A 23,197-nucleotide genomic window follows, 5' to 3' on the forward strand; every position below is an offset into this window, starting at 1 on the left:
ATTGGCGCCAAAGATTGATTAGACCTGATGTTTTAGCAATCAACTGACAAATTCACAAGTAGAAAAGGCGCTAAAAAGCGCCTTTTTGGGGAATTACAACTATAAGCTGAAAAATCTAGACGAATTCAACCGATTCTTGATGCATGACCACCGCAATATCAAATTCTTTTTTCAAGGTATCTATCAGCTTTTGGTGGAACACTTCTTGAGTACGAGTCACATCGGCGAGTGCTTTTTTGGGTAAGGCTTTGTCTTTCCAGTCTCCCGTCACATCATACAGACCAGAACGGTAACGAGCTTCAAAGCCTTGCTCGTTAGCGGTTAATTCTAACCACCAGCCCCAAAATTCACGTTGTTCGGGTGATTTTTTATCATTAACGCACACCGATAAACAATCGAAAAGGTAGTCGCCTTCTTGGCTTTGTGATTCGCGTAAATAAGGACCAATGGCCCTTAATGTTGATAACAAACGGTAATGGGTAGGACTTTTGATCTGCTCAGACATAATGAATCTCCGTATTCATTGACTTATTGTTATACGTAACCCAGGACCTGATAGTTTGGGTAGTATGTTTAAATAAGTGTCATCTAAATTAGCAGAAATGTCATCTCATTAGCTCATCTTCCAACCACTTTATCGCTAAATCGAGGGATTGCTCATACCCTTGTGTAATTGTTTTTGCACTGATTTTCTTCGCTTTACCATAATCACTAAACAACGCGACCATTTGGTTATCACTAAATGGCGAGATGGGATCATTCTCTAAACTCATGGCCAGAATCGGCACACGAGTTTTACGATTGGATAAAATCCCCTGAACTTTTAATGACCAAGCCATCAATTGACCAGCCAAGCTATGAATATCAACCACCGATTTTCCCAACCGAGATGCTAAGACATCAAGATACATTTTGGGCATTTGTTTGAGCTTTTCTGGCGACGACAACACATCATGGATAGGCGCACCTAATGACACACATGCTTTGATTTTGTCCGGATCCATAAATGAGAGGCGCACCATGGCATTGCCGCCAAAACGAAAGCCAATCAGGCCGACTTTATGGTGGTCAACCCAAGGAATGTTATACAGTTCATTTAGCACAGCTTGGTGCAAACGCGACGTATCTTCCGTTAGATTCCAATGAACATTATGCCCGATTGATGGCATGTCGACGGTCAGCATCGCGATATCTTTTTTCGCCAAATGGTCGCGAAACAGACTCCACAAATCAGTTTGCAAACTATCTAGCCCCGCCGTTACGATCACCACAGGTTGAGGTTTATCGGTTTTGGTCAGATGCAAGTGCGCCACAATGTGCTTTTTCTGGTAAGGGATCTCTAGACGTTTAATGGTGTACTTGGTTTTTTTTGCCGCTTCACTATAAGCGCTACTGGCCAATACTTGCGCTTGAGTAGCCAAGTTATCATTTTTTAAATGTGGATAGCCCGCGATACTAAAACAAAGTGATGCGTTGAACATTTCATCAGCGGCCTGTTCGCCTTTAAATTCATTCGAACGCTTTTGATGTAACATACCCAGCTTGGTCCATTCATAGGTCCAGTTTCCACTGTGATAGCCCATCACTGTATCGAGCCACTGCTCATTGGTGCGAGAGTGTTTTGAGGCAGCAATCTTTGCCAATACTGATTCAATCTCTATCGGATCAAGCCCCTGCCATGCCCACTGCATACGACGCAAGTTGCGATACCATCGGTAGCCATCTTGCTGCTGTTTTTGCTCTAAAAACGTCTGACTAGTGGGCATATATTGAGTCAAAGCAGAGGTCTCTTTCGCCTGCTTATGTTTAACAAACAGAGTTTCAGAGAGATTTTTGCTTACTTCCTCGGACATGGATACGACCTAAATAATGGGGTTTGATAAATAGTAATAAAAAAAATGACCCAATAAAGGGTCATTTATCAAGAAATCGTTGCTTTGTTGCTCAATCAATTACTTTTGTTTGCGATTAATTGGCTCAACGTACTGAATTGACATATCCCACGGCTGCTCAATCCACGTATCTTGTGCGATATCGACAACATAATCATCGAGTAACTCCATACCTGCAGGCTTAGCACAAACGGCAATCAGTTTCGCTTTAGGGTACATTTCGCGCAATTTTCGTGCTGTGTCACCGCTGTCGACTAGGTCTTCAACGATAAGAAAACCTTCACCATCGCCCTCTGGTGCTTTCACTACCGTCATATCACGCTGATGATCATGATCGTAGCTTGAGATACAAATCGTATCGACATGACGAATGCCGAGTTCACGCGCAAGAATGGCACCAGGAACGAGACCGCCACGGCTCACAGCCCAAATACCTTTCCATTGTTCTGCTGGCATCTGTTTCTCTGCCAATTCACGACAAAATGCGTGCATTTGATCCCAAGTGATAATGAATTTCTTAGCCATTGTAATAACCTAATAATTGATAAAGTCTGCAACCCCAAAATAACGCCAATACACACTGACGATTGCCTAAAGCAAGTGAGGGGAAAAGCTACGCAAACGATTATTTTAACGCAGCCGCTCTACAATACCAATGGCGAATTTATTTGGGATAAAAAATATCGCCATAACCATCACATGATTATGGCGATAGTGCTCGCGAATAAGATTCGGCGTCACTACACAGCGGCGTTACGCCACCAAGTATTTAATGATGAATACTGCCGAGAGTACCCAAACACTGATCGACACCTGACGACCTTTACCGCTTAGCAGTTTGATTGCTGCGTAAGAGATAAAGCCAAGCGCAATACCTTCCGCAATCGAGTAAGTCAGTGGCATCAGTAAACAAGTGACCACGACAGGAGCCGCTTCTGTTAAGTCGCGCCAATCAATACTCACTAGGCCTGACATCATCAAAATGGCGACGTAGAACAGTGCACCAGCAGTAGCATAAGCTGGAATCATTCCTGCCAATGGCGAGAAGAATAGTGCCAATAGGAATAGCACACCCACCACAACCGCAGTCAGGCCTGTGCGCCCTCCAGCAGCAACACCGGCAGTAGATTCTACATATGAAGTCGTACTTGAAGTACCTAACATAGCTCCGACAGATGTGGCGGTAGAGTCAGCCAGCAGCGCTTTACTCAAACGAGGTAATTTGCCGTCTTCTTTAATCAAATCTGCTTTTGTTGCAACACCAACTAAAGTGCCAGCCGTATCAAACAGGTCGACAAATAGGAAAGCAAATACGACAGAAATCATACCCACTTCAAACACATCTGCGATGTTCATTTGCATCAAGGTTGGAGCAATACTTGGTGGCGTCGACATCACACCACCCCATTGAACATCACCCAGCATCAAACCTAGCGCTGTGATGATCAAAATAGCAATCATCACGCCACCACGTACGCCTCGGTATACTAGACCAATGGTAAGGAAAAAGCCCAATGCCGCCAAGGCTGGTTGAAGACCTGTAATATGCCCAAGGCCAACCAATGTTGCTGGGTTATCCACCACAATACCTGAGTTTTGCAAGCCGATAAACGCAAGGAAAAGACCAATACCGGCCGAGATCCCCGTACGTAATGACATAGGGATTGAGTTAATGATCCATTCGCGAACCTTAAAGACACTCAACGCCATAAAGATCAGGCCTGAGACAAACACCGCACCCAGTGCGACTTGCCAAGTGTGTCCCATTCCTAGCACCACTCCGTAGGTGAAGAAGGCATTTAGCCCCATACCTGGTGCCAGTGCAATTGGGTAGTTAGCAACAAATCCCATGATGAAACAGCCAATCGCTGCAGCAAGACAGGTGGCGACAAATACCGAACCTTTGTCCATTCCAGCGTCTGCCAGCATCGCAGGGTTAACAAAGATGATATAAGCCATCGTCAGGAAGGTGGTAATACCTGCGATGATCTCAGTTTTGACGTTGGTGCCGTGTTCACTGAGCTTGAACAGTTTTTCGAACATGATCAAATCCTAAAGGGTAAAAAGTAAACGGTTGCGTAATCGATTGGCACGAATTATAAAGTCATCAAATAGTAAATTCCAGATAGAATTATGACTCTAATCAATATTTCTATTTATAAATGAACCTTTCAAACACAGAACGGCGTGATATAAATCTCATTTTTGTTTATGTTTCAGCAAGTAAAGGTGTAATTGAAGTAACTATTCAAATGATGTTTTTTTGCACTATGTTTTAAACTTTCAGCGCTGTTAACGCTCGTTCAATCAAGGCTGATAGGTGCTTATACGAATATTATTCGCACAATAAAGCCAGTTTGGAGAAACTAGCAGTAAACTGAGGGGGGTTATATCGAGATAAAAAAACGCCACTCAATTTGAGTGGCGGTTGAATCATGTCAGCAAATAAACGCTGTAAATAAATTCCAATAATAGGGGTTGAACAAAACTGTTCGAGACAAGCTTATGGGTTAGTAACCGAAGCTTGTTGGGTAAGTAAAGCTGCTGGTATAAACAGAGCTGTTTAACCAAAATGCTGCACTTGGTAAACCTTTCATAACTATCACCTTCTAAATCAATTAAAACAGATTAAATACATTGATTTCTCGGTTCCCTGGAGGCGACAAATCGGACTCATCCTTTGAGCATTTTTTCTTCGCTATCGAAGTTGGTTACTAATATACCTCATAGAAATTTTATTACAACCATTAAAGTGACAAAGGTCACAGAAAGTTCATAAACAGACTCAAAATAGACCTTTTATGTAATTTAATTACAAGAATATCAATTATCCATTGACCGTTTCGACACGACTTACGCCTATTAACCGGATTGGCTCATGATGTGATTATCGGTTCTGTGATAATGACTCGAGATTTACTCAGTGCTTTTACTACACCCAACTCGCGGTGAATGCTATTCTGCTCTTCTCTCATCAATAGGCCATCTGCGGGTTTTTGTTCTATTTATAGACAACATTACCTCGTCATGATCTGGCATTATTATTTTTAAGGAGTCATCCGTGTCTGAATTCCATTCTGAAATTAGCAACTTATCACCCGCTTCATTATGGCAGTTTTTCGATAAGATCTGTTCTATTCCACACCCTTCAAAGCATGAAGAAGCGTTAGCGCAATACATCGTCAACTGGGCAACTGAGCAAAATCTTGACGTTCGTCGAGATCCCACTGGCAACGTGTTTATCAAAAAGCCAGCCACGCCAGGAATGGAAAATAAGAAAGCTGTCGTACTTCAAGCCCATATCGATATGGTGCCACAGAAGAACGAAGACACCGACCATGACTTCGTTAAAGACCCAATCCAACCCTATATTGATGGTGAATGGGTAACGGCAAAAGGCACCACACTTGGGGCAGATAACGGCATTGGCATGGCATCTTGTCTTGCAGTTCTGGCATCGAAAGAGATCAAACATGGCCCTATCGAAGTGTTGTTGACCATTGATGAAGAAGCTGGCATGACTGGCGCTTTTGGTCTTGAGGCCGGTTGGCTAGACGGTGATATTCTGCTTAACACTGACTCAGAGCAAGAAGGCGAAGTCTACATGGGCTGTGCTGGTGGTATTGATGGGAAAATGTCCTTTACAATCACACGTGAGCCATTACCTGCGGGCTTTGTGACTCGTCAGCTGATCCTTAAAGGTTTGAAAGGCGGCCACTCAGGTTGTGATATCCATACTGGTCGCGGTAATGCCAACAAATTAGTCGCACGATTTTTAGCAGGCCATGCTCAAGAGCTCGATCTGCGCTTGATCGAATTCCGAGGTGGCAGTCTACGCAACGCCATCCCACGAGAAGCCTTTGTGACGGTTGCCGTCCCTGCACAAAACGAAACTAAGCTGGCAGAACTCTTTGAGTTCTATACTTCGCTACTCAAATCGGAGCTTGGCAAGGTAGAGACGGACATTGTCTCTTTCAACCAAGCGATTGAGAGCGATGATCAGGTGATTTCTATTGCGGATCAGCAACGCTTTATCGCCGCAATGAATGCCTGCCCTAACGGCGTCATTCGCATGAGTGATGAAATCGAAGGTGTCGTAGAAACGTCTTTGAATGTTGGTGTGATCACTACAGACAAGGATACGATCAACGTACTTTGCCTTGTTCGCTCATTGATTGACTCTGGTCGCCAACAAGTCGAAGGAATGCTGACTTCAGTGGCTGAACTTGCTGGCGCACAAATTGAGTTCTCGGGCGCATACCCTGGTTGGAAGCCTGATGCTGACTCGGAAATCATGGCCATTTTCCGTGATATGTATCAAGGCATCTATGGACACAAACCTAACATCATGGTCATCCATGCTGGTCTTGAATGTGGCCTATTTAAAGAGCCCTACCCAATGATGGATATGGTGTCGTTTGGCCCAACCATCAAGTTTCCTCATTCTCCGGATGAAAAAGTAAAAATTGATACTGTGTCTCTTTTCTGGGATCAGATGGTTGCCCTGCTTGAAGCCATCCCTGAAAAAGCTTAATTCACCGTTAACTTTGACTTAGAAAATCTTATCAATAAAGCCAGCGAATCTCGCTGGCTTTATCGTTATCGCCCCTTCTAAGGATAAATTTTATTTGTCGTAACGGTGATTTATTTTCGTTAGTCACTGATAAATAAGGCTGATACATTCGCCGACCTTGGAGCTTCTCAGGGGAAACCATCTTCTCCTCTTCAAGACTAGTGTGCGGTGTATTCCAATTGCTTACTGTAAAGAGTGCTATAGTCTCTTAGTACTTCTTCCAACTTCCCAAACTGAAATTGTTACTGTGATGAAAGAAAAAATCGTCGTTGGCTGGCGTGAAACCGTTAGCTTGCCAGAACTTGGCATTCATAAAATTAATGCAAAAATTGATACTGGGGCCAGAACTTCATGTTTGCATGCTTTCAAGGTAGAAACATTTGATAAAGACCATGCCTTGTGGGTACGCTTTTGGCTCCACCCAAATCAGCACGACACCGAAGTAGAAGTGGTATGTGAGGCTGCAGTGATTGACGAGCGTATTGTTCGCGACTCTGGTGGTCACGAAGAATCACGTTATGTGATCACATCGATGTTTTCGATCGGAGGTCAAAGTTGGCCAATTGAGATCACGCTGACAAACCGCGAAAATATGGCCTTTCGTATGCTGTTAGGACGCACTTCGATGCATCACCGCATCATGGTCGATCCTGTTGAATCATTTTTAATCCCTTTCGAGGAAAACAAGTCATGAAAATTGGTATTCTGTCACGCAACTCCAAGCTCTACTCAACCAAGCGCTTGATTGAAGCGGCGAAAGAACGCGGTCATGAAGTGAAAGTAATCGACGCACTACGATGCTACATGAACATCAACTCAGATAAACCTGAGATTCACTTTAAAGGTGAAGAGCTATCTGGCTTTGATGCAGTCATTCCTCGTATCGGGGCTTCCGTTACCTTTTACGGCACGGCTGTATTACGCCAGTTTGAAATGATGGGCGTTTACCCAGTCAATGAGTCGGTGGCAATTACACGCTCACGTGACAAGTTACGTTCAATGCAGTTGCTATCACGAAAAGGGGTCGGTATGCCGATCACCGGTTTTGCCAGCAAGCCCGATGACGTCAAAGACCTGCTCGATATGGTTGGTGGCGCGCCTGTGGTAATCAAACTTCTTGAAGGTACTCAAGGTATTGGTGTTGTCCTTGCAGAAACACGCAAAGCCGCTGAAAGTGTTGTCGAGGCCTTTATGGGTCTTAAAGCTAACATTATGGTTCAGGAATACATCAAGGAAGCTGGCGGTGCGGATATTCGTTGCTTTGTCATTGGCGACAAGGTGATAGCGGCAATGAAACGTCAAGGGGCAGAAGGTGAATTCCGCTCAAACTTGCACCGTGGTGGTAGCGCCTCTTTGGTAAAAATCACCCCAGAAGAACGTCGCACTGCGGCAGCGGCAGCCAAAATTATGGGCTTGAACGTCGCAGGTGTCGATCTACTGCGTTCTGCGCGCGGCCCATTAGTCATGGAAGTGAACTCATCTCCTGGTCTTGAAGGTATCGAGGCTGCTACTGGTAAAAATATCGCGGGAATGATTATTGAGTTCATCGAGAAGAATGCGGCAAGCAAAAGGACCAAAACTCGTGGCAAAGGCTAAGAAAAATAGCGCATTTGAATTTCTCGGCGAGTTTGTCTCGCCGGGAGAAAGAAAGGTCATTGAGTTAGAGGCGGCTAGGCTCTATACGCACTCACCGCTCTCTATCCCTGTCGAAATCATTAATGGTCACCAAGCGGGTCCGGTCCTTATGATCAACGCGGCCATCCATGGTGACGAACTCAACGGGGTAGAAATCGTACGCCAAATGATCGACACCATTGACCCCAGCAAGCTCAAAGGCACCTTGATCGCCGTGCCAATCGTCAACGTATTTGGCTTTATTCACAAATCTCGCTATCTCCCAGACAGACGAGATCTCAATCGTTGTTTCCCTGGCAGTGACAAAGGATCGCTTGCTTCACGCATGGCGCACACTTTTTTCTCTCAGGTTGCTAAACGGTGTGATTACATTATCGACCTGCATACGGGAGCGATTCATCGCACCAACTTGCCTCAAGTCCGTGCCGATTTAAGTAATCCAGAAACGCTGCGAATTGCTCAGGCTTTCGCAACGCCCGTGGTGATTGACTCGCCATTAAGAGAGGGCTCACTACGTAGCGAAGCTGAACGTCTCAATATACCGGTGCTGACGTATGAAGCAGGCGAAGCATTACGCTTTGAGCCCATCTGTATCAATGCTGGCTATTTAGGTGTCAAACGCGTTATGCAGGCGATTGGCATGTTACGCAAAAGCCGTAAGCGTCTGCCCACTTCGGTGATAGCCAAATCAACCAGTTGGTTACGTGCCGAAAGTAACGGCATTTTGCGTACCGTCGTTACCCTTGGCGAAAAAGTAACACGCGGTCAGGTGTTGGCCTATATTAGCGCCCCATTAGGACACAGTGAAATTGAGCTTAAAGCACGTAAGGGCGGGATTGTCATCGGGCAACAGACACTCCCCTTGGTCAACGAAGGAGACGCCATTTTCCACTTGGCGTATTTTGAACAAGACGACCAAGAGGTAGAACAAGTAGTAGAAGATTTTATCGGTGAAGTTTCTGATGCCGATCTTGAGCCACTCACAACCGGCCAAATTAATACCCCGTCATAAATCATATTAAGCCCGCTTATCGCGGGCTTAATCGTTAATGGGGCGCTTAATTAACCAAATGAGGCCCAAATGACGGTTGCCACCAACATCGGGCAGACAAACTTGACATAAACAGGCCATAGCTTGCCAAACCAGCCCTGAGAAAATTCCGGGCAGCCTTGCTCAAGTTCTTTGACTTTGGCTTGACGGCTCCACACCCAACCACCAAACAGACAAAACAGTAGCGCCGCGAGCGGTTGTAAATACTGAGTAGCGACCATCGCCACTAAGCCAAACAGCGCCGCAAAATTATAAACAATGACGATGCTAAACAAGGCAATGATAGCGCCAAGCACCCAGCTTGTGATGCCACGTTTGGTCTCAAAGCGTTCACTGACTAATGCCACTGGACACTCCAACATCGAGATAGAAGAGGTCAATGCAGCAATCGTTAACAACAAGAAGAACACGATCGCAAACAACTGCCCTAATAAGCCTAAGCTATCAAACATCAAAGGTAGAACGGTAAACACTAACGTATCTGAGCTCAAAAGTGAGCCGTCTTGCGCATAGATCTCGACGCCACTTTGCATTGCCACAAACATCGCTGGCATCACCACTAAGCCGGCAATAAAGGCCACCGCGGTATCCACCAAGGTGACATTCATCGCCATTTTTGGCAAATTCTCTTTTTTACTGAGATAAGAGCCGTAGATCAGCATCGAACAACCGCCGATCGTCAACGAGAAAAAGCCTTGGCCCATGGCTGCTAAGATTAGCTTACGATCCATGACTTTCGTAAAGTCGGGGATCAAATAATGCTTTAGCCCCTCCATCGCACCATTCTGCGTCATGATGTAAACAAACAATAGCGCAAACAATACAAACAGAGCTGGCATCAAACGTGTCGACCATTTCTCGATCCCTTGTTTAACCCCACCTTGAACAATTAAGATCGTGAGCACATAAAAGATTACCGTACCAAATAAGTTGCGCTCAACGCTAAAGCCTTTAAACCAAACAGTGGCCGCTTCCATTCCCAATACATCAGTCACAGCGCCAAACAAGAAGCATATTAGCCAGCCACCGACAATGCTATAAAATGCCAGAACCGCACTGGGCACACTGAGACCAACCCAACCCACCGCTGCACCTAATTTTTTGCCAATAGGGTTGTTGGTAAGTGAGCGCATACTATCAACTGGGTTTGCCTGCCCATGACGACCGATGGCCATTTCCACCACCAGCATTGGAAAGGCGACAATGAGAATCATCAGTAGGTAGACAAGCAAAAATGCCCCACCACCATTGCTCGCCGCCTGAGTTGGAAAGCCCCAAATATTGCCTAAGCCAACCGCAGCTCCCGCTGCCGCTAATATAAATCCAAGACGTGAGCCAAAATGTTCACGTGTTTGAGCATTGTCACTCTGTGTCATATTACTTCAATCGCACTTACAAACTAGTTAACTAGTACATTAAAGTAAAATGTTGTCGATAACAATAAACCTAGTGAATTCTGCAGCCTAGTTGGCTAAAGTTTAGCTTAAATGACTTGTAAATATTTTATGACACTACTGCTCATCGCTAACCTCAACTCGGTTGCGGCCAAGCGATTTCGCTCGATACAGTGCTCTATCGGCCACTAGCAGAATATCTTGCTGCGCGACAAGGGTTTCGTCCCCCATATCAGCAACACCAACCGAGATAGTAATGTAGTCGCTAATGGGCGAATGCTCGTGGGCTAACTGCATTTTCACTATGGCGTGGCGCAGTTGCTCACCTTCATGATATACGTCAATCGGCTTGTTAGAACGCAACACCACACAGAATTCCTCACCGCCAAAGCGAGCGACAAACTTATCGCATTCACTGGGGGCTTGTTTTAGTTGCTTCGCCACCTTGCGCAACACCTCATCCCCTTCAATATGACCATAGTGATCGTTATAGGGTTTAAAGGAATCAATATCGACCAATATCACGCAAGCATAACCGTGATCCGCCTGTTCAAGTAGCTTTTGCCAATGCTTGTGCAAACTACGACGGTTGCCAACAGAAGTCAGGGAATCATGCTCAGCTAGCCACTCTAGTTCACGCTGATTGCTCTCTAGCTGGCGCAGAACATCATTGATACGCATAACAAAGTCACGGACCTCAAACGAGATAAAATGCTGCTCAGCCCCGACTGAGGCACCATACTGATGAGTAGACTCAAGTGCTTTGCGTGCCCGCTTTAAGGGTTGAATCATTAAATGCGCCACCGCCAAATTAAACACAAACATGAACACTGCAAAAGCAAGTACCGCAGAAAACTCACTCCAGGTGATAAAAGGGGGCAGTTTTATCGCATGTTGAATAATGATACAAACCGTCGGTTTATTCTGAAAATCGAGTTTTTCCAATACGCTGACATTAGGTTGCAAAGCGCGATTTGAGGTGAGGTTGCTCGGCTTCGCGATCACGTCGACGTTAAGGCCAGTTGCCTGTTGCAAAGTAGCAATCACATCAGTGCCTATAGTTTTGATGAACATCATGTAACCTTGGGTACAGTTGTATCCTTCGCTATTACAGACTCGACTGGTCGCGACTAAAGCAGGTTGACCGTTGATCACCATAAACTTGACATGAGGGGTAATGAAATCAGTCCGAGCACGTAAACTGTCAACTAACAGTGGGCCAAACTTATAACGTATATCATCATATGGGAGAGTTTTACGGGTTGTGTAGTCGTACAACTGCCCCCAGACTAATGATGCTTGGGGATCAAAAATAAACACCCCACTGAGTTGGTTGGAAACAAAGGTGTGTGCATTAAGGCTATCTTGCAAAAACGATTCGTTTTGGTCGCGAATAAAATCACCGACGTCATCCCAGGCGGCATAATCCATCAAGACACTCGCCAGTTCAGACTTTTCTAGATCAAGCACCGTTTTAACCCGTTGCACTTCTTCTTGTTGGTGCGCGAGCGCCTTATCGACCTCGGCATCGTGTAACCAAAAGTAATGAAATAACAGGTAACCACAGACAAACACACTGGCCATGAATAGTGAGGCTAGAATGCTAAGGTGTTTTAGGGAGAGGTGAGATATATGCATTTAACAAGGTAGCCATCTAATTGAGCACGAATTAAACACAATCAAGAATTAGTTGTCTAGATAAAGAGCGCGTTATGCGCCCTTTAGTTCGAAAATCTCAACAATCAAGCGGGTCTCAGCAGCGGTAATCTTAGATTGTAAAAATCTGATAATCCTTCAACTGAGGCACTTTTTGATGCAGTTGCTGCTCTTGATCCGCTAATTGATCCAATGAATCACAAAACTCTGCGCTTTGCTCTTCTACTTGCTGGACGTGCTCCGCCAAGCGCTCGGATATTCGTTGCTTCAACTCACTCATCGCATTGGCCATTTCAGTCAAGTTCAAACCGCCTTCTGCTTTCATCTTGTCAGACATTGCATCAAACGCACTACTAATAAACTCTTCGTTAAATAACGCTTTAGCTTTATCGAAATCTTGAGCCCAGCTATCGGTTAATGTATCAAAGCTATCGGCCGGAAGGATAAGATCGCCTTCTTTGTAATAGCGCGACTCAATCTCAGCATAAAACTGTTGCATAGATTGCTTGACGCTTTCAAAGGCCTCTGGCGCATCAAAGCTTTGCGCTACATCGTCAACGATATCATTCGCAAGCGCTAAGCCCTCTTGTGCCATCTGTTTCGCTCGAGGCAGATACTCGTTGAGACTGTCACGATACTGGGCGATCGCTTGTTGCTGATCGCTATTAAGCTCAATGCGCTCACCATGGATAGTTAAAGTGTTATCACTATCAACAACGGCCGTTTCTCCTCCAGCCTGCTGGATTTCCAACCGTTGTTCATTAAGGTGAATTTCATTTTTCAAATCAATGTTGCATTGAGCGGCAAACACCTGACTGGACACCAATAGTAGTGGTAACGTCACTAATTTCTTTTTCATCATCCTACCCTTTTTTTGCAACCCATAGCTTATCAGCTGCACATTAGCCATTGTCAGAAAATGGTTTCAATTTCATAGCAATAATCACTGCCAGCAATGTGATAGTGAATTTCATCACCAATCTGTTTCGATTTTAATGCCTTTCCGAGTGGTGACTCAAAGGTAACTAACCTAACATCTTGATTGTCGAACCACACTTTCATCCCACCCGAACAAGGCGAGGTAAAAAACCAGCGGCGATGGTCTTGACTATCTAACAGCAATACCGCACAACCTAATGTTACTTGTTGTGGTGAGTCACACAGTGGTAATTGAGTGATAAGTGCAATCTCCTGCTCGCACTCTTGGACTCGCATCGCTTGTCCATGGGCGAGATAAGATGCCTCAAGCGCTAACGTATCGTATTTATGCTCTGGGACCGTCTCTTCATCCGTTGCCGATTCTAAAGCGCGTTGGGCAGAACGCTGAGCAACATGCAACTTCTGCTGTAACAAGGTTAAGATTGTCTGACGCAGTTCCAACTTATTCATACTAAAATCATATTCCAACGCAGAAATTGTCTTTAGAATACCTGCCAATAGTGAATAAAAACAGTAGGAATAAATAGCTATGGGTGACGTATCTATCACACAACAGATCGAACACACGCTTAAGCACACCTTTGGTTTTGACCACCTTCGTCCTGGCCAGCAACAAGCGATTGAAACCATTTTAGCGGGTCGATCAAGTGCAGCAATTTTTCCTACCGGTTCTGGGAAATCACTCTGCTATCAATTACCTGCACTGATGCTTCCCCATCTTACGTTAGTGATTTCACCCTTATTGGCCTTGATGAAAGATCAATTGGCTTTTCTTCAACGCCATAATATATGCGCTGCCTCGATTGATTCGAGCCAAACTCGAGAACAAACCCAATCGGTGATGAATCAAGCCCGTAACGGTGAATTGAAGATCTTAATGATCTCGGTCGAACGGCTTAAGAATGAGCGATTTCGTCAATTTATTAAGCAAATTCCGATTTCATTGTTAGTGGTCGATGAAGCGCACTGTATTTCAGAGTGGGGACACAACTTTCGCCCTGACTACCTTAAACTTCCTCACTATCAACAAGAATTCGCAATCCCTCAATGTTTGTTGCTGACGGCGACCGCGACCAATGCCGTGATCGATGATATGCGCAACAAATTCTCCATCGCCGATCAAGATGTCGTCACAACTGGTTTTTATCGTGCCAATTTAGATTTGAGTGTTATTCCCTGTCGCGACGAGGAGAAGAATGAGGCTTTACTGAATGCCTTATCTCCCGGCGCAACTCAGCCCTCTATCGTCTACGTCACTTTGCAAAACAGTGCCGAGTCATTGGCAAACATGCTACGCGAAGCGGGAATTAACGCTCAGGCTTACCATGCGGGGCTTGATTCTGATATTCGCCAACGCATCCAAGAGCAGTTCATGCGTGGCGACATTGATACTATCGTCGCTACCATTGCATTTGGTATGGGGGTGGATAAAGCCGATATTCGTCGTGTCATTCATTACGACTTACCCAAATCTATTGAAAACTATGCTCAAGAGATTGGTCGCGCTGGTCGTGATGGCCAACCTTCGCAATGCATCTTGCTCGGTAACAAAAGTGGCATCTGCACGTTGCAAAACTTTGTTTATGGCGACACACCAGAACCCAATGAAATTGCAGCGGTCATCGAGCAAGCGCAGTCTAATGCTCCCCAATGGGAAGTGGTGATATCTCGTCTTTCAAGCGAAACCAATATCCGCCAACTGCCACTGAAAACTCTGTTGGTTTATATGGAAATGTTCGCTTTGATTGCCGCCAAGTACAGCTACTTTGCCGACTATCGATTTAAGTTTATTCAAAATAAATCATTCATTATCGAACAGTTTGATCCTCAACGTAGTGATTTTGTGCGCGCTCTTTTTGATTGCTCAACTCAAGCTAAAGTCTGGTGTCAGGTCGATTTTGATGCGCTTTGGCAACATTTTTCTGGTGAAAGGCAACGCGCCATCGCCGCACTCGATTATTTCAATGAAAAGGGTTGGATAGAGCTCGAAAGTAAGCTCATGACTGAAGTGTATCAAGTTAATCCAAGTGATCAGTCTGTCGAGCAGTTAACCCAACAGTTATGGGCTCTGTTTGATGAGAAAGAACGCAGCGATATTGAACGTATCGACAACCTATTAGCGCTGTTTGAATCTGACCAGTGTCTGAGTTTTAAGTTGGCGAGTTACTTTGGTGATACACAAGCACCAAAACTATGCGGCCATTGCAGTGTCTGTCGTGGTGAGGTCGCCACCCTGCCTCAATCCGCTGCACCAGATGCGACTGACGCGCAAATACAGACTTGGCTTAATGAGTTACAACAACGGGCTCAGCAGCCGCTTTCTAGAGCTTTACAAGCTAAATTTTTGTGTGGCATTGCGACGCCGATACTTGGCAAACTCAAAGCGCGCAGTTTGAGCGGCTTTGGCAAACTTGAAAGAACACCTTTTGCTCAGGTCACAGATTGGCTTGAACAACACCAAGCTAGTTAAAAGAAACTAAGCTGTTTGGCGAGTTCTTCTGGCTTGAGCATCACACTCAAGCCAAGTAATCGAATCTCACGTCCTTGCTGACGCTTTAATACATCACGCAGTAGCTGTTTGAAATCTTCCAACTCAAGACAAGGATGGATATGCTCAATCGTGGTCTGTTGGAAGTCAGCAAATTTGACCTTAATTCCCTGCTTAATGATTGCTTTATCGGGTGAAGATTTGCTCAAGCGTCGTTCCAGTTCAGGGTAAAGCTTACTCTCGATCACTTGCCAACATTGATCGTACGTGAAAATGTTGTGACTGAATGTACGCTCAACGCCGACGGACTTACGCTCTCTTTCAACCACTACTGGTCGATGATCAATGCCATGACTTTTGTTCCACAGCGAGGCGCCCAAACGGCCAAACTGGAGTAAAAGGTCACGGTAATCACTCCGCTTGATATCGGCGCAGACATAAAACCCAGCTTGATGAAGCTTCTCTAAACTGACTTTACCTACACCGGGTATTTTTTCTAACGCTAGCTTATCGACCTCTTGCTGAACACGCTCTGGTGGGATCACATACTGACCATTGGGCTTGTTCATATCTGACGCCACTTTGGCGAGAAACTTGACGGGTGCAACACCCGCTGAGGCGGTCAATTGCAACTCATTAAATATGTCACGCCGAATGGCTTCAGCAATCAAGGTTGCCGACCCTTGGCATTGAGTTGCATCGGTGACATCAAGATATGCTTCATCAAGCGACAGCGGCTCAATCAGCTCAGTGTAACGTGAAAATATCTCACGAATCTGTTTAGACACCTGCTGATAAACCTGCATACGTCCGGGGACAACAAGTAACTGGGGGCAAAGTTGCAGCGCCCGAGCGGTTGGCATCGCACTACGAATTCCATACTGACGTGCTTGATAGTTGCAGGTACTCAGTACCCCACGTTGCTTTTCGTGCCCACCGACAGCCAGTGGTCGATCGCGGTAGTTTGGGTTATCACGCATTTCAACCGCAGCGTAAAAGCAGTCCATATCAACGTGAATGATTTTATTTATACGCTCTGACATGCATTTAATTACCAGGGTACTGGTTAAAAATACAGTATAAATAATATATCGGCCTCTGGAAACCGATATAAACCATCAAAAAATTACCAAGCGGCTATCGAGCCGCTTTGCTTTTTAGTCTCGCAGCATCACATCCAACTGATCGACAGTTTCTGCCCAATCGGCATCTTCCTCTATCGCCTGCTTAAGAAATGCCGCTTGAGACTCGCTCCAGAAGCTTGCCTCATGCAGTAATTCAGTATCTCGACGCTGTCGGTTTTGCGCAACAAACTGCTTAATCTCTTTGTCTGAACTTCCCAGTCCAAGTTGTTTAAACAACTGAGACATATCGTGTTGATATAACTCCATGCTACCTCCAAGAATGTACTTATGATGATGAGTATAGCTGACCTCAACTCATTATCATTAAAGCCATCGTGTTGTTTCAGGATTCCTTTATAAACTACCGTTAAAAAATAACCCGGACACTGCCGGGTTATAGAAAATCAACTTAACAAAAACAGACTATTAAGCAATTCTGTCTTTTTCCCAAGCTGCGAGCTTTTCTGCTCGCGCAGCTTCGCGTGCTTCACGCTTTTTACGCGCGTCACAAGGTTCTGGGCAGTTACAGACCTTTTCGATGCCAACGGCACCTAAGCCGCCACAACTGCCTTTTACTACTTTTTTCTGGATGATATAGCCGATTGACATTGCTGCAATCACTGCCATAAATACACCAAACGTAATCAGAAATGTACTCATAATAGGCTCACTCAGATTTAATTAATTCATGTATCGCTGATACGCCGACGACGCAAGCTCTTGATATCCATCGTCGGTTTTGACGATCATCAACACTGGGATATTGTTCTCTTCGGCTACCTTCATTCCTTGAACGTCACCCAACACCATCAAACCGGTTGCAAGCCCATCCGCTGTCATTGAAGACTTATCCAAAACGGTCACAGACACCACTTTGTTGTTAATTGGCTTGCCTGTTTTAGGGTCAATGATGTGAGAATAACGCACACCATCATGCTCGAAATAGTTACGGTAGTCACCAGAAGTCGCAATGGCCATGTCGCCAGGCTCAATAATTTCTTGAATCGCTCGTTCTTCAACCGAAGGCTTTTCAATCGCTATACGCCAAGCAACACCCTCACGATTGACGCCTTTGAGGCGCATCTCGCCTCCAACCTCTACCATATAGTTTAGGATACCTTGCGACTGAATGTAATCAGCGACTACATCAACACCCCAGCCTTTGGCGATCGTTGAAAGATCGACGTAAAGATTTGGAATGTCTTTACGTAACGTGTTGCCTTCAACCGTTAGGTGATGAATACCCGTTATCGCTCGACGCTCACTTAGTTCGGCGTCAGTTGGAACGATCTCTGGACGCCCTTCGGGTCCAAAGCCCCACAAGTTAACTAGTGGGCCTACCGTCACATCTAAAGCACCTAAAGTCAGACCGTTTAAACGCAGCGCTTCTTTCACGACGGTGGCGGTTTGCGGCGACACTTCAAACGCAGCCGAAGCATCACTTTGATTAAACAGGCTCAGTTCTGAATCTTTACGATAAGTCGACATCTGATCGTTCACTTGTTCGAGAAGACGATCGATCTCTTCTTGCAGCAGCTCCGCAGAGGGCTGTCCCTGTGCGGTAATATATTTGATGTTGTAAGTCGTGCCCATCGTTGGGCCGCTTAGGTGGATTTGTTCAATCGGTTTTTCACAACCGGCTAGAACCAATAAAGAAGCAAATGCAACAAGCCACTTTTTCACTTGTTAGACTCCTGTAATTTGAGGAACGGGAATAGCGCATACGTCTGTATCGAACGCATCGACTATTACCATTCTTAGAAAAAACAATGGCTGACTAATAAGCAGTCAGCCATCTTATATATGCAATTTCAAGTAGTTGGAGTTGTAGCAAGGCGACAAATAAACCCAAGCCTATGAGCATAGATCTTCTATGCAATTAGGTTGGGTTTATGAAGCCAACGACGCTACAGCTTCAAATACACTGAAGTTTAGCCGCCGAAGTCATCCAGTAGGATGTTTTCGTCTTCTACACCAAGATCTTTGAGCATACCAATAACGGCAGCATTCATCATCGGTGGACCACACATGTAGTATTCACAATCTTCAGGCGCTTCATGGTCCTTCAGGTAGTTTTCGTACAATACGTTGTGGATGAAACCGGTGTAACCATCCCAGTTATCTTCTGGCATTGGATCAGACAGAGCACAGTGCCAAACGAAGTTGTCGTTTTCTGCTTGTAGGCCGTCGAAATCTTCTACATAGAACATTTCACGCTTAGAACGTGCACCGTACCAGAAAGACATCTTACGTTGAGACTTAAGACGCTTTAGTTGGTCGAAGATGTGTGAACGCATCGGCGCCATACCAGCACCACCACCAACAAAGACCATTTCGTTGTCTGTATCTTTAGCGAAGAACTCACCAAATGGACCAGAAATCGTACACTTATCGCCTTCTTTCAGCGACCAGATGTATGAAGACATGATACCAGGTGGTACGTCAGGATTATTAGGCGGCGGCGTAGCAATACGCACGTTTAGCATAATAATGCCTTCTTCTTCTGGGTAGTTCGCCATAGAGTAAGCACGGATCGTCTCTTCGTTGACCTTAGACTCGTAACGGAAAAGATTGAATTTATCCCAATCTCCACGGTACTCCTCAGGTACATCGAAGTCAGCGTATTTAACATGGTGAGCAGGTGCTTCAATCTGGATGTAACCACCGGCACGGAAAGGTACGGTTTCGCCATCAGGAATTTGTAGCTTAAGCTCTTTGATGAATGTCGCTTGGTTATCGTTAGAGATAACGGTACATTCCCACTTTTTAACGCCAAAGATCTCTTCAGGAAGCTCGATATCCATGTCAGTTTTCATTGCAACCTGACACGCTAGACGCTCACCTTCACGCGCTTCACCTTTAGTAATATGGTCAAGCTCGGTCGGTAGAATGTCACCACCACCTGATTTAATTTTTACGCGACACTGACCACAAGAGCCACCGCCACCACAGGCAGAAGAAACAAATACACCCGCGCCAGCAAGTGCGCTAAGTAGTTTACCACCTGGTTGTGTAACGATCGCCAGTTCAGGGTCACCGTTCACAGAAATTGTAATGTCACCTGTTGGTACAAGCTTAGACTTAGCGAAAAGAATCACTAGTACTAGCGCCAGTACGATCAGAGTAAACATCACGACACCAAGAATAATGTCCATTGACTATTCCTTTATTGTTGCGGTTTACCCGACTTACAGTTGAACACCAGAGAAAGACATAAAGCCTAACGCCATTAAACCTACCGTGATAAACGTAATACCTAGACCACGTAGACCCGGAGGTACGTCAGAGTACTTCATCTTCTCACGGATACCTGCAAGAGCAACGATTGCTAACATCCAGCCCACACCTGAGCCGAAACCGTAAACAACCGATTCAGCAAAGTTGTAGTCACGCTGTACCATGAAAGATACACCACCGAAGATTGCACAGTTTACCGTGATCAACGGAAGGAAGATGCCTAGCGCGTTGTACAGAGGTGGGAAGAAACGGTCAAGAACCATCTCTAGAATCTGTACAAGTGCTGCGATTACACCGATGAAGGTGATGAAGTTTAGGAAGCTAAGATCGACACCTTCAACTAAAGCATTTTCTCGTAGTACTAGGTTGTAAACTAAATTGTTTACTGGAACGGCGATGGTTAGAACAACCACAACTGCAACACCTAGACCAAAAGAGGTCTTTACTTTCTTAGATACGGCAAGAAACGTACACATACCCAAGAAGAAAGACAAAGCCATGTTTTCGATGAAAATCGATTTAACTAACAGACTAATGTAATGTTCCATGACGTCCTTACTCCTTCGCTTCTACTTGTTCTGGTTTCAGAATACGGATTACCCAGATTAAGAAGCCGATTAGGAAGAATGCAGATGGCGCAAGTAGCATCAAGCCGTTTGGCTGATACCAACCACCATTGCTCACTAGAGGTAATACTTCTAGGCCAAATAATTTGCCCGAACCAAATAGTTCACGGAAGAAACCAACAGTGATAAGAACGAAACCGTAACCAAGACCGTTACCAATACCATCAATTAACGAAGGCACTGGTGCCGACTTCATCGCGAAAGCTTCAGCGCGGCCCATAACGATACAGTTAGTGATGATTAGGCCGACGAATACCGATAGCTGCTTAGAGATATCGTATAGGTAGGCTTTTAGCACTTGGTCTACCACGATTACTAGTGATGCGATAATTGCCATTTGAACGATGATACGCACGCTGTTAGGAATGTGGTTACGGATTAATGATACCGAGAAGTTAGACAGAGCAGTTACAAAGGTTACTGCCAGCGTCATAACAAACGCAGTCTCTAGTTTGGTGGTCACTGCCAACGCAGAACATACACCAAGAACTTGTAGCGCGATTGGGTTGTTGTCCAATACTGGCGCTAGAATGCTCTTTTTAACATTTTGTGCACTAGACATTAGTTCAGACCTCCGTCACGAACTTTTGCTAGGAATGGACCAAAGCCCATGTCACCTAACCAGAAGTCAAATGTGTTTTGAACACCGTTACTAGTTAGTGTCGCACCTGAAAGGCCGTCAACACCGTGTTCAGAGCCTGCTGGAGCACCACCTTTAACCACTTTGATTGCTGGTTTATGGTTGTCATCAAACAGTTTTTTACCCACGAACTGATCACGCCAAGATGGGTTTTCAACTTCACCACCCAATCCTGGTGTTTCACCTTGCTCGTAGTAAGTGATCGCTGACACTGTATTACCGTCGGTTTCAACCGCGACAAACGCGTACATCATTGACCAAAGCCCTTTACCATGTACAGGTAAGATAACTTTCTGAACGTCATCTTGATCTTTAACTAGGTAAACAACGGCAGTGTTTGCACGGCGACGAATGTCAGCCTTGTCTTCATCTGCAGGCAGAGCGATAGAAAGGTTATCCTTTTTAGCCGCATCGCGCTGATCAAACTCAGACGCACTCGAACCATTGGCAGCTGTTTCAACAAAGCTACCCGTTTCGAGATCGACCAGTCGAGGTTCGATGTATTGTGCAAATAGCTCAGGTACTTTTTGACCTTTCACTTCAATGCCTGCCACTTCGACGATCTTAGATTGTTTATCTAGTACCGCGTTAGCTTTTTGCTTATCGCGTAGACCGACTGCTGCTGTTGATACGATGATTGAACATACTAGGCTCAATCCGATAACAACACCCAGCGTCTTTTTAATGCTGTCGTTATTACTTGCCATAGCGTGCTAGTCTCCGCTTGATGTTCTTCTCGATGACGATGTGGTCGAACAGAGGTGCAAACAGGTTCGCAAATAGAATCGCCAGCATCATACCTTCTGGGTAGGCTGGGTTAACTACACGAATCAAGACACACATTGCGCCGATTAGCGCGCCGTACCACCACTTACCTTTATTGGTAAATGAAGCCGATACAGGGTCTGTCGCCATAAAGAACATACCGAATGCAAAGCCACCAAGAACAAGGTGCCAATGCCATGGCATGTTGAACATTGGGTTGGTATCTGAACCGACCACATTGAACAGCGTTGCTGTCACGATCATACCGATCATTACACCAGTAATGATGCGCCATGATGCGATTCTCATGTAGACGATCATCGCAGCGCCAATCATCAGAGCAAGCGTTGATACTTCACCGATAGAACCTGGGATATTACCGATGAATGCGTCCATCCAAGTAATAGGAGCACCAGAAACCATGTTCATTAGCGCGCCGTTACCACCTTGAGCCCATTGACTAAGTGCAGTTGCACCAGAGAAGCCATCTGCTGCAGTCCAAACAACATCACCCGAGATTTGCGCTGGGTATGCGAAGAATAGGAATGCACGGCCAGCCAAAGCTGGGTTAAGGAAGTTACGACCAGTACCACCAAAGATTTCTTTGGCAACAACCACACCAAAGGTAATACCTAGTGCTGCTTGCCATAGAGGAAGAGTCGGTGGAACAATCAGTGCAAACAGAATGGAAGTAACGAAGAAACCTTCGTTTACTTCATGCTTACGCACCATACAGAACAGTACTTCCCAGAAGCCACCAACGATAAATACCGTTGCATAAATTGGCAGGAAGTAAGTCGCACCAAGTAATAGCTTACTGCCGACCCCCGCATCTGCAGCAATCGTACCGCCGAACATTTCAGTCAGCCAGTAGTGCCAATTACCTGCAACAACCGTTGCTAATTGGTCAGCTGAATGCATGTGGGTGAGTGCTGCGATAGCTTGGCCACCCGCGTTGTACATACCCCAGAACATTGCTGGGAATACTGCGAACCAAACCATGATCATGATGCGTTTTAAATCAACACTATCACGAACGTGTGAGCTTTTCTTTGTCACTAGACCTGGCGTGTAGAACAGCGTTGCTGCTGCTTCGTACAGGGCAAACCACTTTTCGTGTTTGCCACCAGGTTCAAAGTGATGCTCGATGTCTTCAAGAAACTTTTTAAGCGCCATG

The 23,197-nt window shown here is 45.3% G+C and carries 22 protein-coding genes; 5 read left to right on the plus strand and 17 right to left on the minus strand.

The window, feature by feature from the left end; all coding sequences use genetic code 11:
• Positions 1-115: 115 nt before the first annotated feature.
• The 4 genes from crl to ViNHUV68_RS11215 all read right to left on the minus strand — a co-directional run bounded on the left by crl (position 116) and on the right by ViNHUV68_RS11215 (position 3,935).
• Positions 116-505: a sigma factor-binding protein Crl gene (gene crl, locus ViNHUV68_RS11200; protein ID WP_391088158.1), complete on the minus strand. Its 390-nt coding sequence runs from the start codon at positions 503-505 to the stop codon at positions 116-118.
• Positions 506-605: 100 nt separating this feature from the next.
• On the minus strand, positions 606-1,853 hold the full coding sequence (frsA, locus tag ViNHUV68_RS11205) for an esterase FrsA (protein ID WP_038174040.1): 1,248 nt from the start codon (positions 1,851-1,853) through the stop codon (positions 606-608).
• Between the two features lie 99 nt (positions 1,854-1,952).
• Positions 1,953-2,417: an oxytetracycline resistance phosphoribosyltransferase domain-containing protein Tet(34) gene (tet(34), locus tag ViNHUV68_RS11210; RefSeq protein ID WP_038174041.1), complete on the minus strand. Its 465-nt coding sequence runs from the start codon at positions 2,415-2,417 to the stop codon at positions 1,953-1,955.
• 228 nt (positions 2,418-2,645) lie between these two features.
• The gene (locus tag ViNHUV68_RS11215; protein ID WP_391088160.1) at positions 2,646-3,935 is read right to left on the minus strand and encodes a solute carrier family 23 protein; all 1,290 of its coding nucleotides are present in this window, start codon (positions 3,933-3,935) and stop codon (positions 2,646-2,648) included.
• Positions 3,936-4,953: 1,018 nt separating this feature from the next.
• On the opposite strand from ViNHUV68_RS11215, the gene ViNHUV68_RS11220 reads away from it, so the two are divergent.
• The 4 genes from ViNHUV68_RS11220 to ViNHUV68_RS11235 all read left to right on the plus strand — a co-directional run bounded on the left by ViNHUV68_RS11220 (position 4,954) and on the right by ViNHUV68_RS11235 (position 9,112).
• Positions 4,954-6,426, plus strand: coding sequence for a beta-Ala-His dipeptidase (locus ViNHUV68_RS11220; RefSeq protein WP_391088162.1), 1,473 nt, complete (start codon positions 4,954-4,956; stop codon positions 6,424-6,426).
• A 289-nt stretch (positions 6,427-6,715) separates the two neighbouring features.
• Complete coding sequence (locus tag ViNHUV68_RS11225; RefSeq protein WP_038174044.1) at positions 6,716-7,159, plus strand: ATP-dependent zinc protease; 444 nt, start codon at positions 6,716-6,718, stop codon at positions 7,157-7,159.
• A complete protein-coding gene (gene rimK, locus ViNHUV68_RS11230) occupies positions 7,156-8,061 on the plus strand; it encodes a 30S ribosomal protein S6--L-glutamate ligase (RefSeq protein WP_038174045.1) in 906 nt (301 codons plus the stop codon). The genes ViNHUV68_RS11225 and rimK overlap by 4 nt, the downstream gene beginning before the upstream one ends.
• On the plus strand, positions 8,021-9,112 hold the full coding sequence (locus ViNHUV68_RS11235; RefSeq protein WP_038174046.1) for a succinylglutamate desuccinylase/aspartoacylase family protein: 1,092 nt from the start codon (positions 8,021-8,023) through the stop codon (positions 9,110-9,112). Before rimK ends, ViNHUV68_RS11235 begins: the two co-directional genes overlap by 41 nt.
• Positions 9,113-9,162: 50 nt before the next feature.
• Here ViNHUV68_RS11235 and ViNHUV68_RS11240 read toward each other — a convergent pair whose 3' ends face one another.
• From ViNHUV68_RS11240 to ViNHUV68_RS11255, 4 genes are all read right to left on the minus strand, one after another.
• The gene (locus tag ViNHUV68_RS11240) at positions 9,163-10,527 is read right to left on the minus strand and encodes a sodium-dependent transporter (protein ID WP_391088164.1); all 1,365 of its coding nucleotides are present in this window, start codon (positions 10,525-10,527) and stop codon (positions 9,163-9,165) included.
• A gap of 135 nt (positions 10,528-10,662) precedes the next feature.
• Positions 10,663-12,183, minus strand: coding sequence for a diguanylate cyclase (locus tag ViNHUV68_RS11245; protein WP_391088166.1), 1,521 nt, complete (start codon positions 12,181-12,183; stop codon positions 10,663-10,665).
• A gap of 130 nt (positions 12,184-12,313) precedes the next feature.
• Positions 12,314-13,060, minus strand: a complete 747-nt coding sequence (locus ViNHUV68_RS11250) for a DUF2884 family protein (protein WP_391090314.1) — start codon at positions 13,058-13,060, stop codon at positions 12,314-12,316.
• 53 nt (positions 13,061-13,113) lie between these two features.
• On the minus strand, positions 13,114-13,590 hold the full coding sequence (locus ViNHUV68_RS11255; protein ID WP_391088168.1) for a GreA/GreB family elongation factor: 477 nt from the start codon (positions 13,588-13,590) through the stop codon (positions 13,114-13,116).
• A gap of 79 nt (positions 13,591-13,669) precedes the next feature.
• On the opposite strand from ViNHUV68_RS11255, the gene ViNHUV68_RS11260 reads away from it, so the two are divergent.
• Complete coding sequence (locus ViNHUV68_RS11260) at positions 13,670-15,610, plus strand: RecQ family ATP-dependent DNA helicase (RefSeq protein ID WP_391088170.1); 1,941 nt, start codon at positions 13,670-13,672, stop codon at positions 15,608-15,610.
• On the opposite strand, the gene dinB is transcribed toward ViNHUV68_RS11260, so the two are convergent.
• The 9 genes from dinB to ViNHUV68_RS11305 all read right to left on the minus strand — a co-directional run bounded on the left by dinB (position 15,607) and on the right by ViNHUV68_RS11305 (position 23,196).
• On the minus strand, positions 15,607-16,671 hold the full coding sequence (dinB, locus tag ViNHUV68_RS11265) for a DNA polymerase IV (protein ID WP_391088172.1): 1,065 nt from the start codon (positions 16,669-16,671) through the stop codon (positions 15,607-15,609). The genes ViNHUV68_RS11260 and dinB overlap by 4 nt on opposite strands.
• A gap of 114 nt (positions 16,672-16,785) precedes the next feature.
• The gene (locus ViNHUV68_RS11270; protein ID WP_274682406.1) at positions 16,786-17,019 is read right to left on the minus strand and encodes a DUF2789 domain-containing protein; all 234 of its coding nucleotides are present in this window, start codon (positions 17,017-17,019) and stop codon (positions 16,786-16,788) included.
• Positions 17,020-17,178: 159 nt separating this feature from the next.
• Positions 17,179-17,412 (minus strand): (Na+)-NQR maturation NqrM, encoded by a 234-nt coding sequence (gene nqrM / locus ViNHUV68_RS11275; RefSeq protein WP_038174054.1) that lies wholly within the window; start codon positions 17,410-17,412, stop codon positions 17,179-17,181.
• A gap of 21 nt (positions 17,413-17,433) precedes the next feature.
• The gene (locus tag ViNHUV68_RS11280; protein WP_391088175.1) at positions 17,434-18,435 is read right to left on the minus strand and encodes an FAD:protein FMN transferase; all 1,002 of its coding nucleotides are present in this window, start codon (positions 18,433-18,435) and stop codon (positions 17,434-17,436) included.
• A gap of 248 nt (positions 18,436-18,683) precedes the next feature.
• On the minus strand, positions 18,684-19,907 hold the full coding sequence (gene nqrF, locus ViNHUV68_RS11285) for an NADH:ubiquinone reductase (Na(+)-transporting) subunit F (protein ID WP_038174058.1): 1,224 nt from the start codon (positions 19,905-19,907) through the stop codon (positions 18,684-18,686).
• 33 nt (positions 19,908-19,940) lie between these two features.
• The gene (gene nqrE, locus ViNHUV68_RS11290) at positions 19,941-20,537 is read right to left on the minus strand and encodes an NADH:ubiquinone reductase (Na(+)-transporting) subunit E (RefSeq protein WP_014232790.1); all 597 of its coding nucleotides are present in this window, start codon (positions 20,535-20,537) and stop codon (positions 19,941-19,943) included.
• Positions 20,538-20,544: 7 nt separating this feature from the next.
• A complete protein-coding gene (locus ViNHUV68_RS11295) occupies positions 20,545-21,177 on the minus strand; it encodes an NADH:ubiquinone reductase (Na(+)-transporting) subunit D (protein ID WP_005380269.1) in 633 nt (210 codons plus the stop codon).
• A complete protein-coding gene (locus tag ViNHUV68_RS11300; RefSeq protein WP_038174060.1) occupies positions 21,177-21,962 on the minus strand; it encodes a Na(+)-translocating NADH-quinone reductase subunit C in 786 nt (261 codons plus the stop codon). The genes ViNHUV68_RS11295 and ViNHUV68_RS11300 overlap by 1 nt, the downstream gene beginning before the upstream one ends.
• The gene (locus ViNHUV68_RS11305; RefSeq protein WP_391088178.1) at positions 21,952-23,196 is read right to left on the minus strand and encodes an NADH:ubiquinone reductase (Na(+)-transporting) subunit B; all 1,245 of its coding nucleotides are present in this window, start codon (positions 23,194-23,196) and stop codon (positions 21,952-21,954) included. Before ViNHUV68_RS11305 ends, ViNHUV68_RS11300 begins: the two co-directional genes overlap by 11 nt.
• Between the last annotated feature and the right edge of the window lies 1 nt (position 23,197).

Origin of the sequence: Vibrio sp. NH-UV-68, assembly GCF_042940635.1 — a bacterium.
In the GTDB taxonomy this organism is placed as follows: domain Bacteria; phylum Pseudomonadota; class Gammaproteobacteria; order Enterobacterales; family Vibrionaceae; genus Vibrio; species Vibrio pacinii.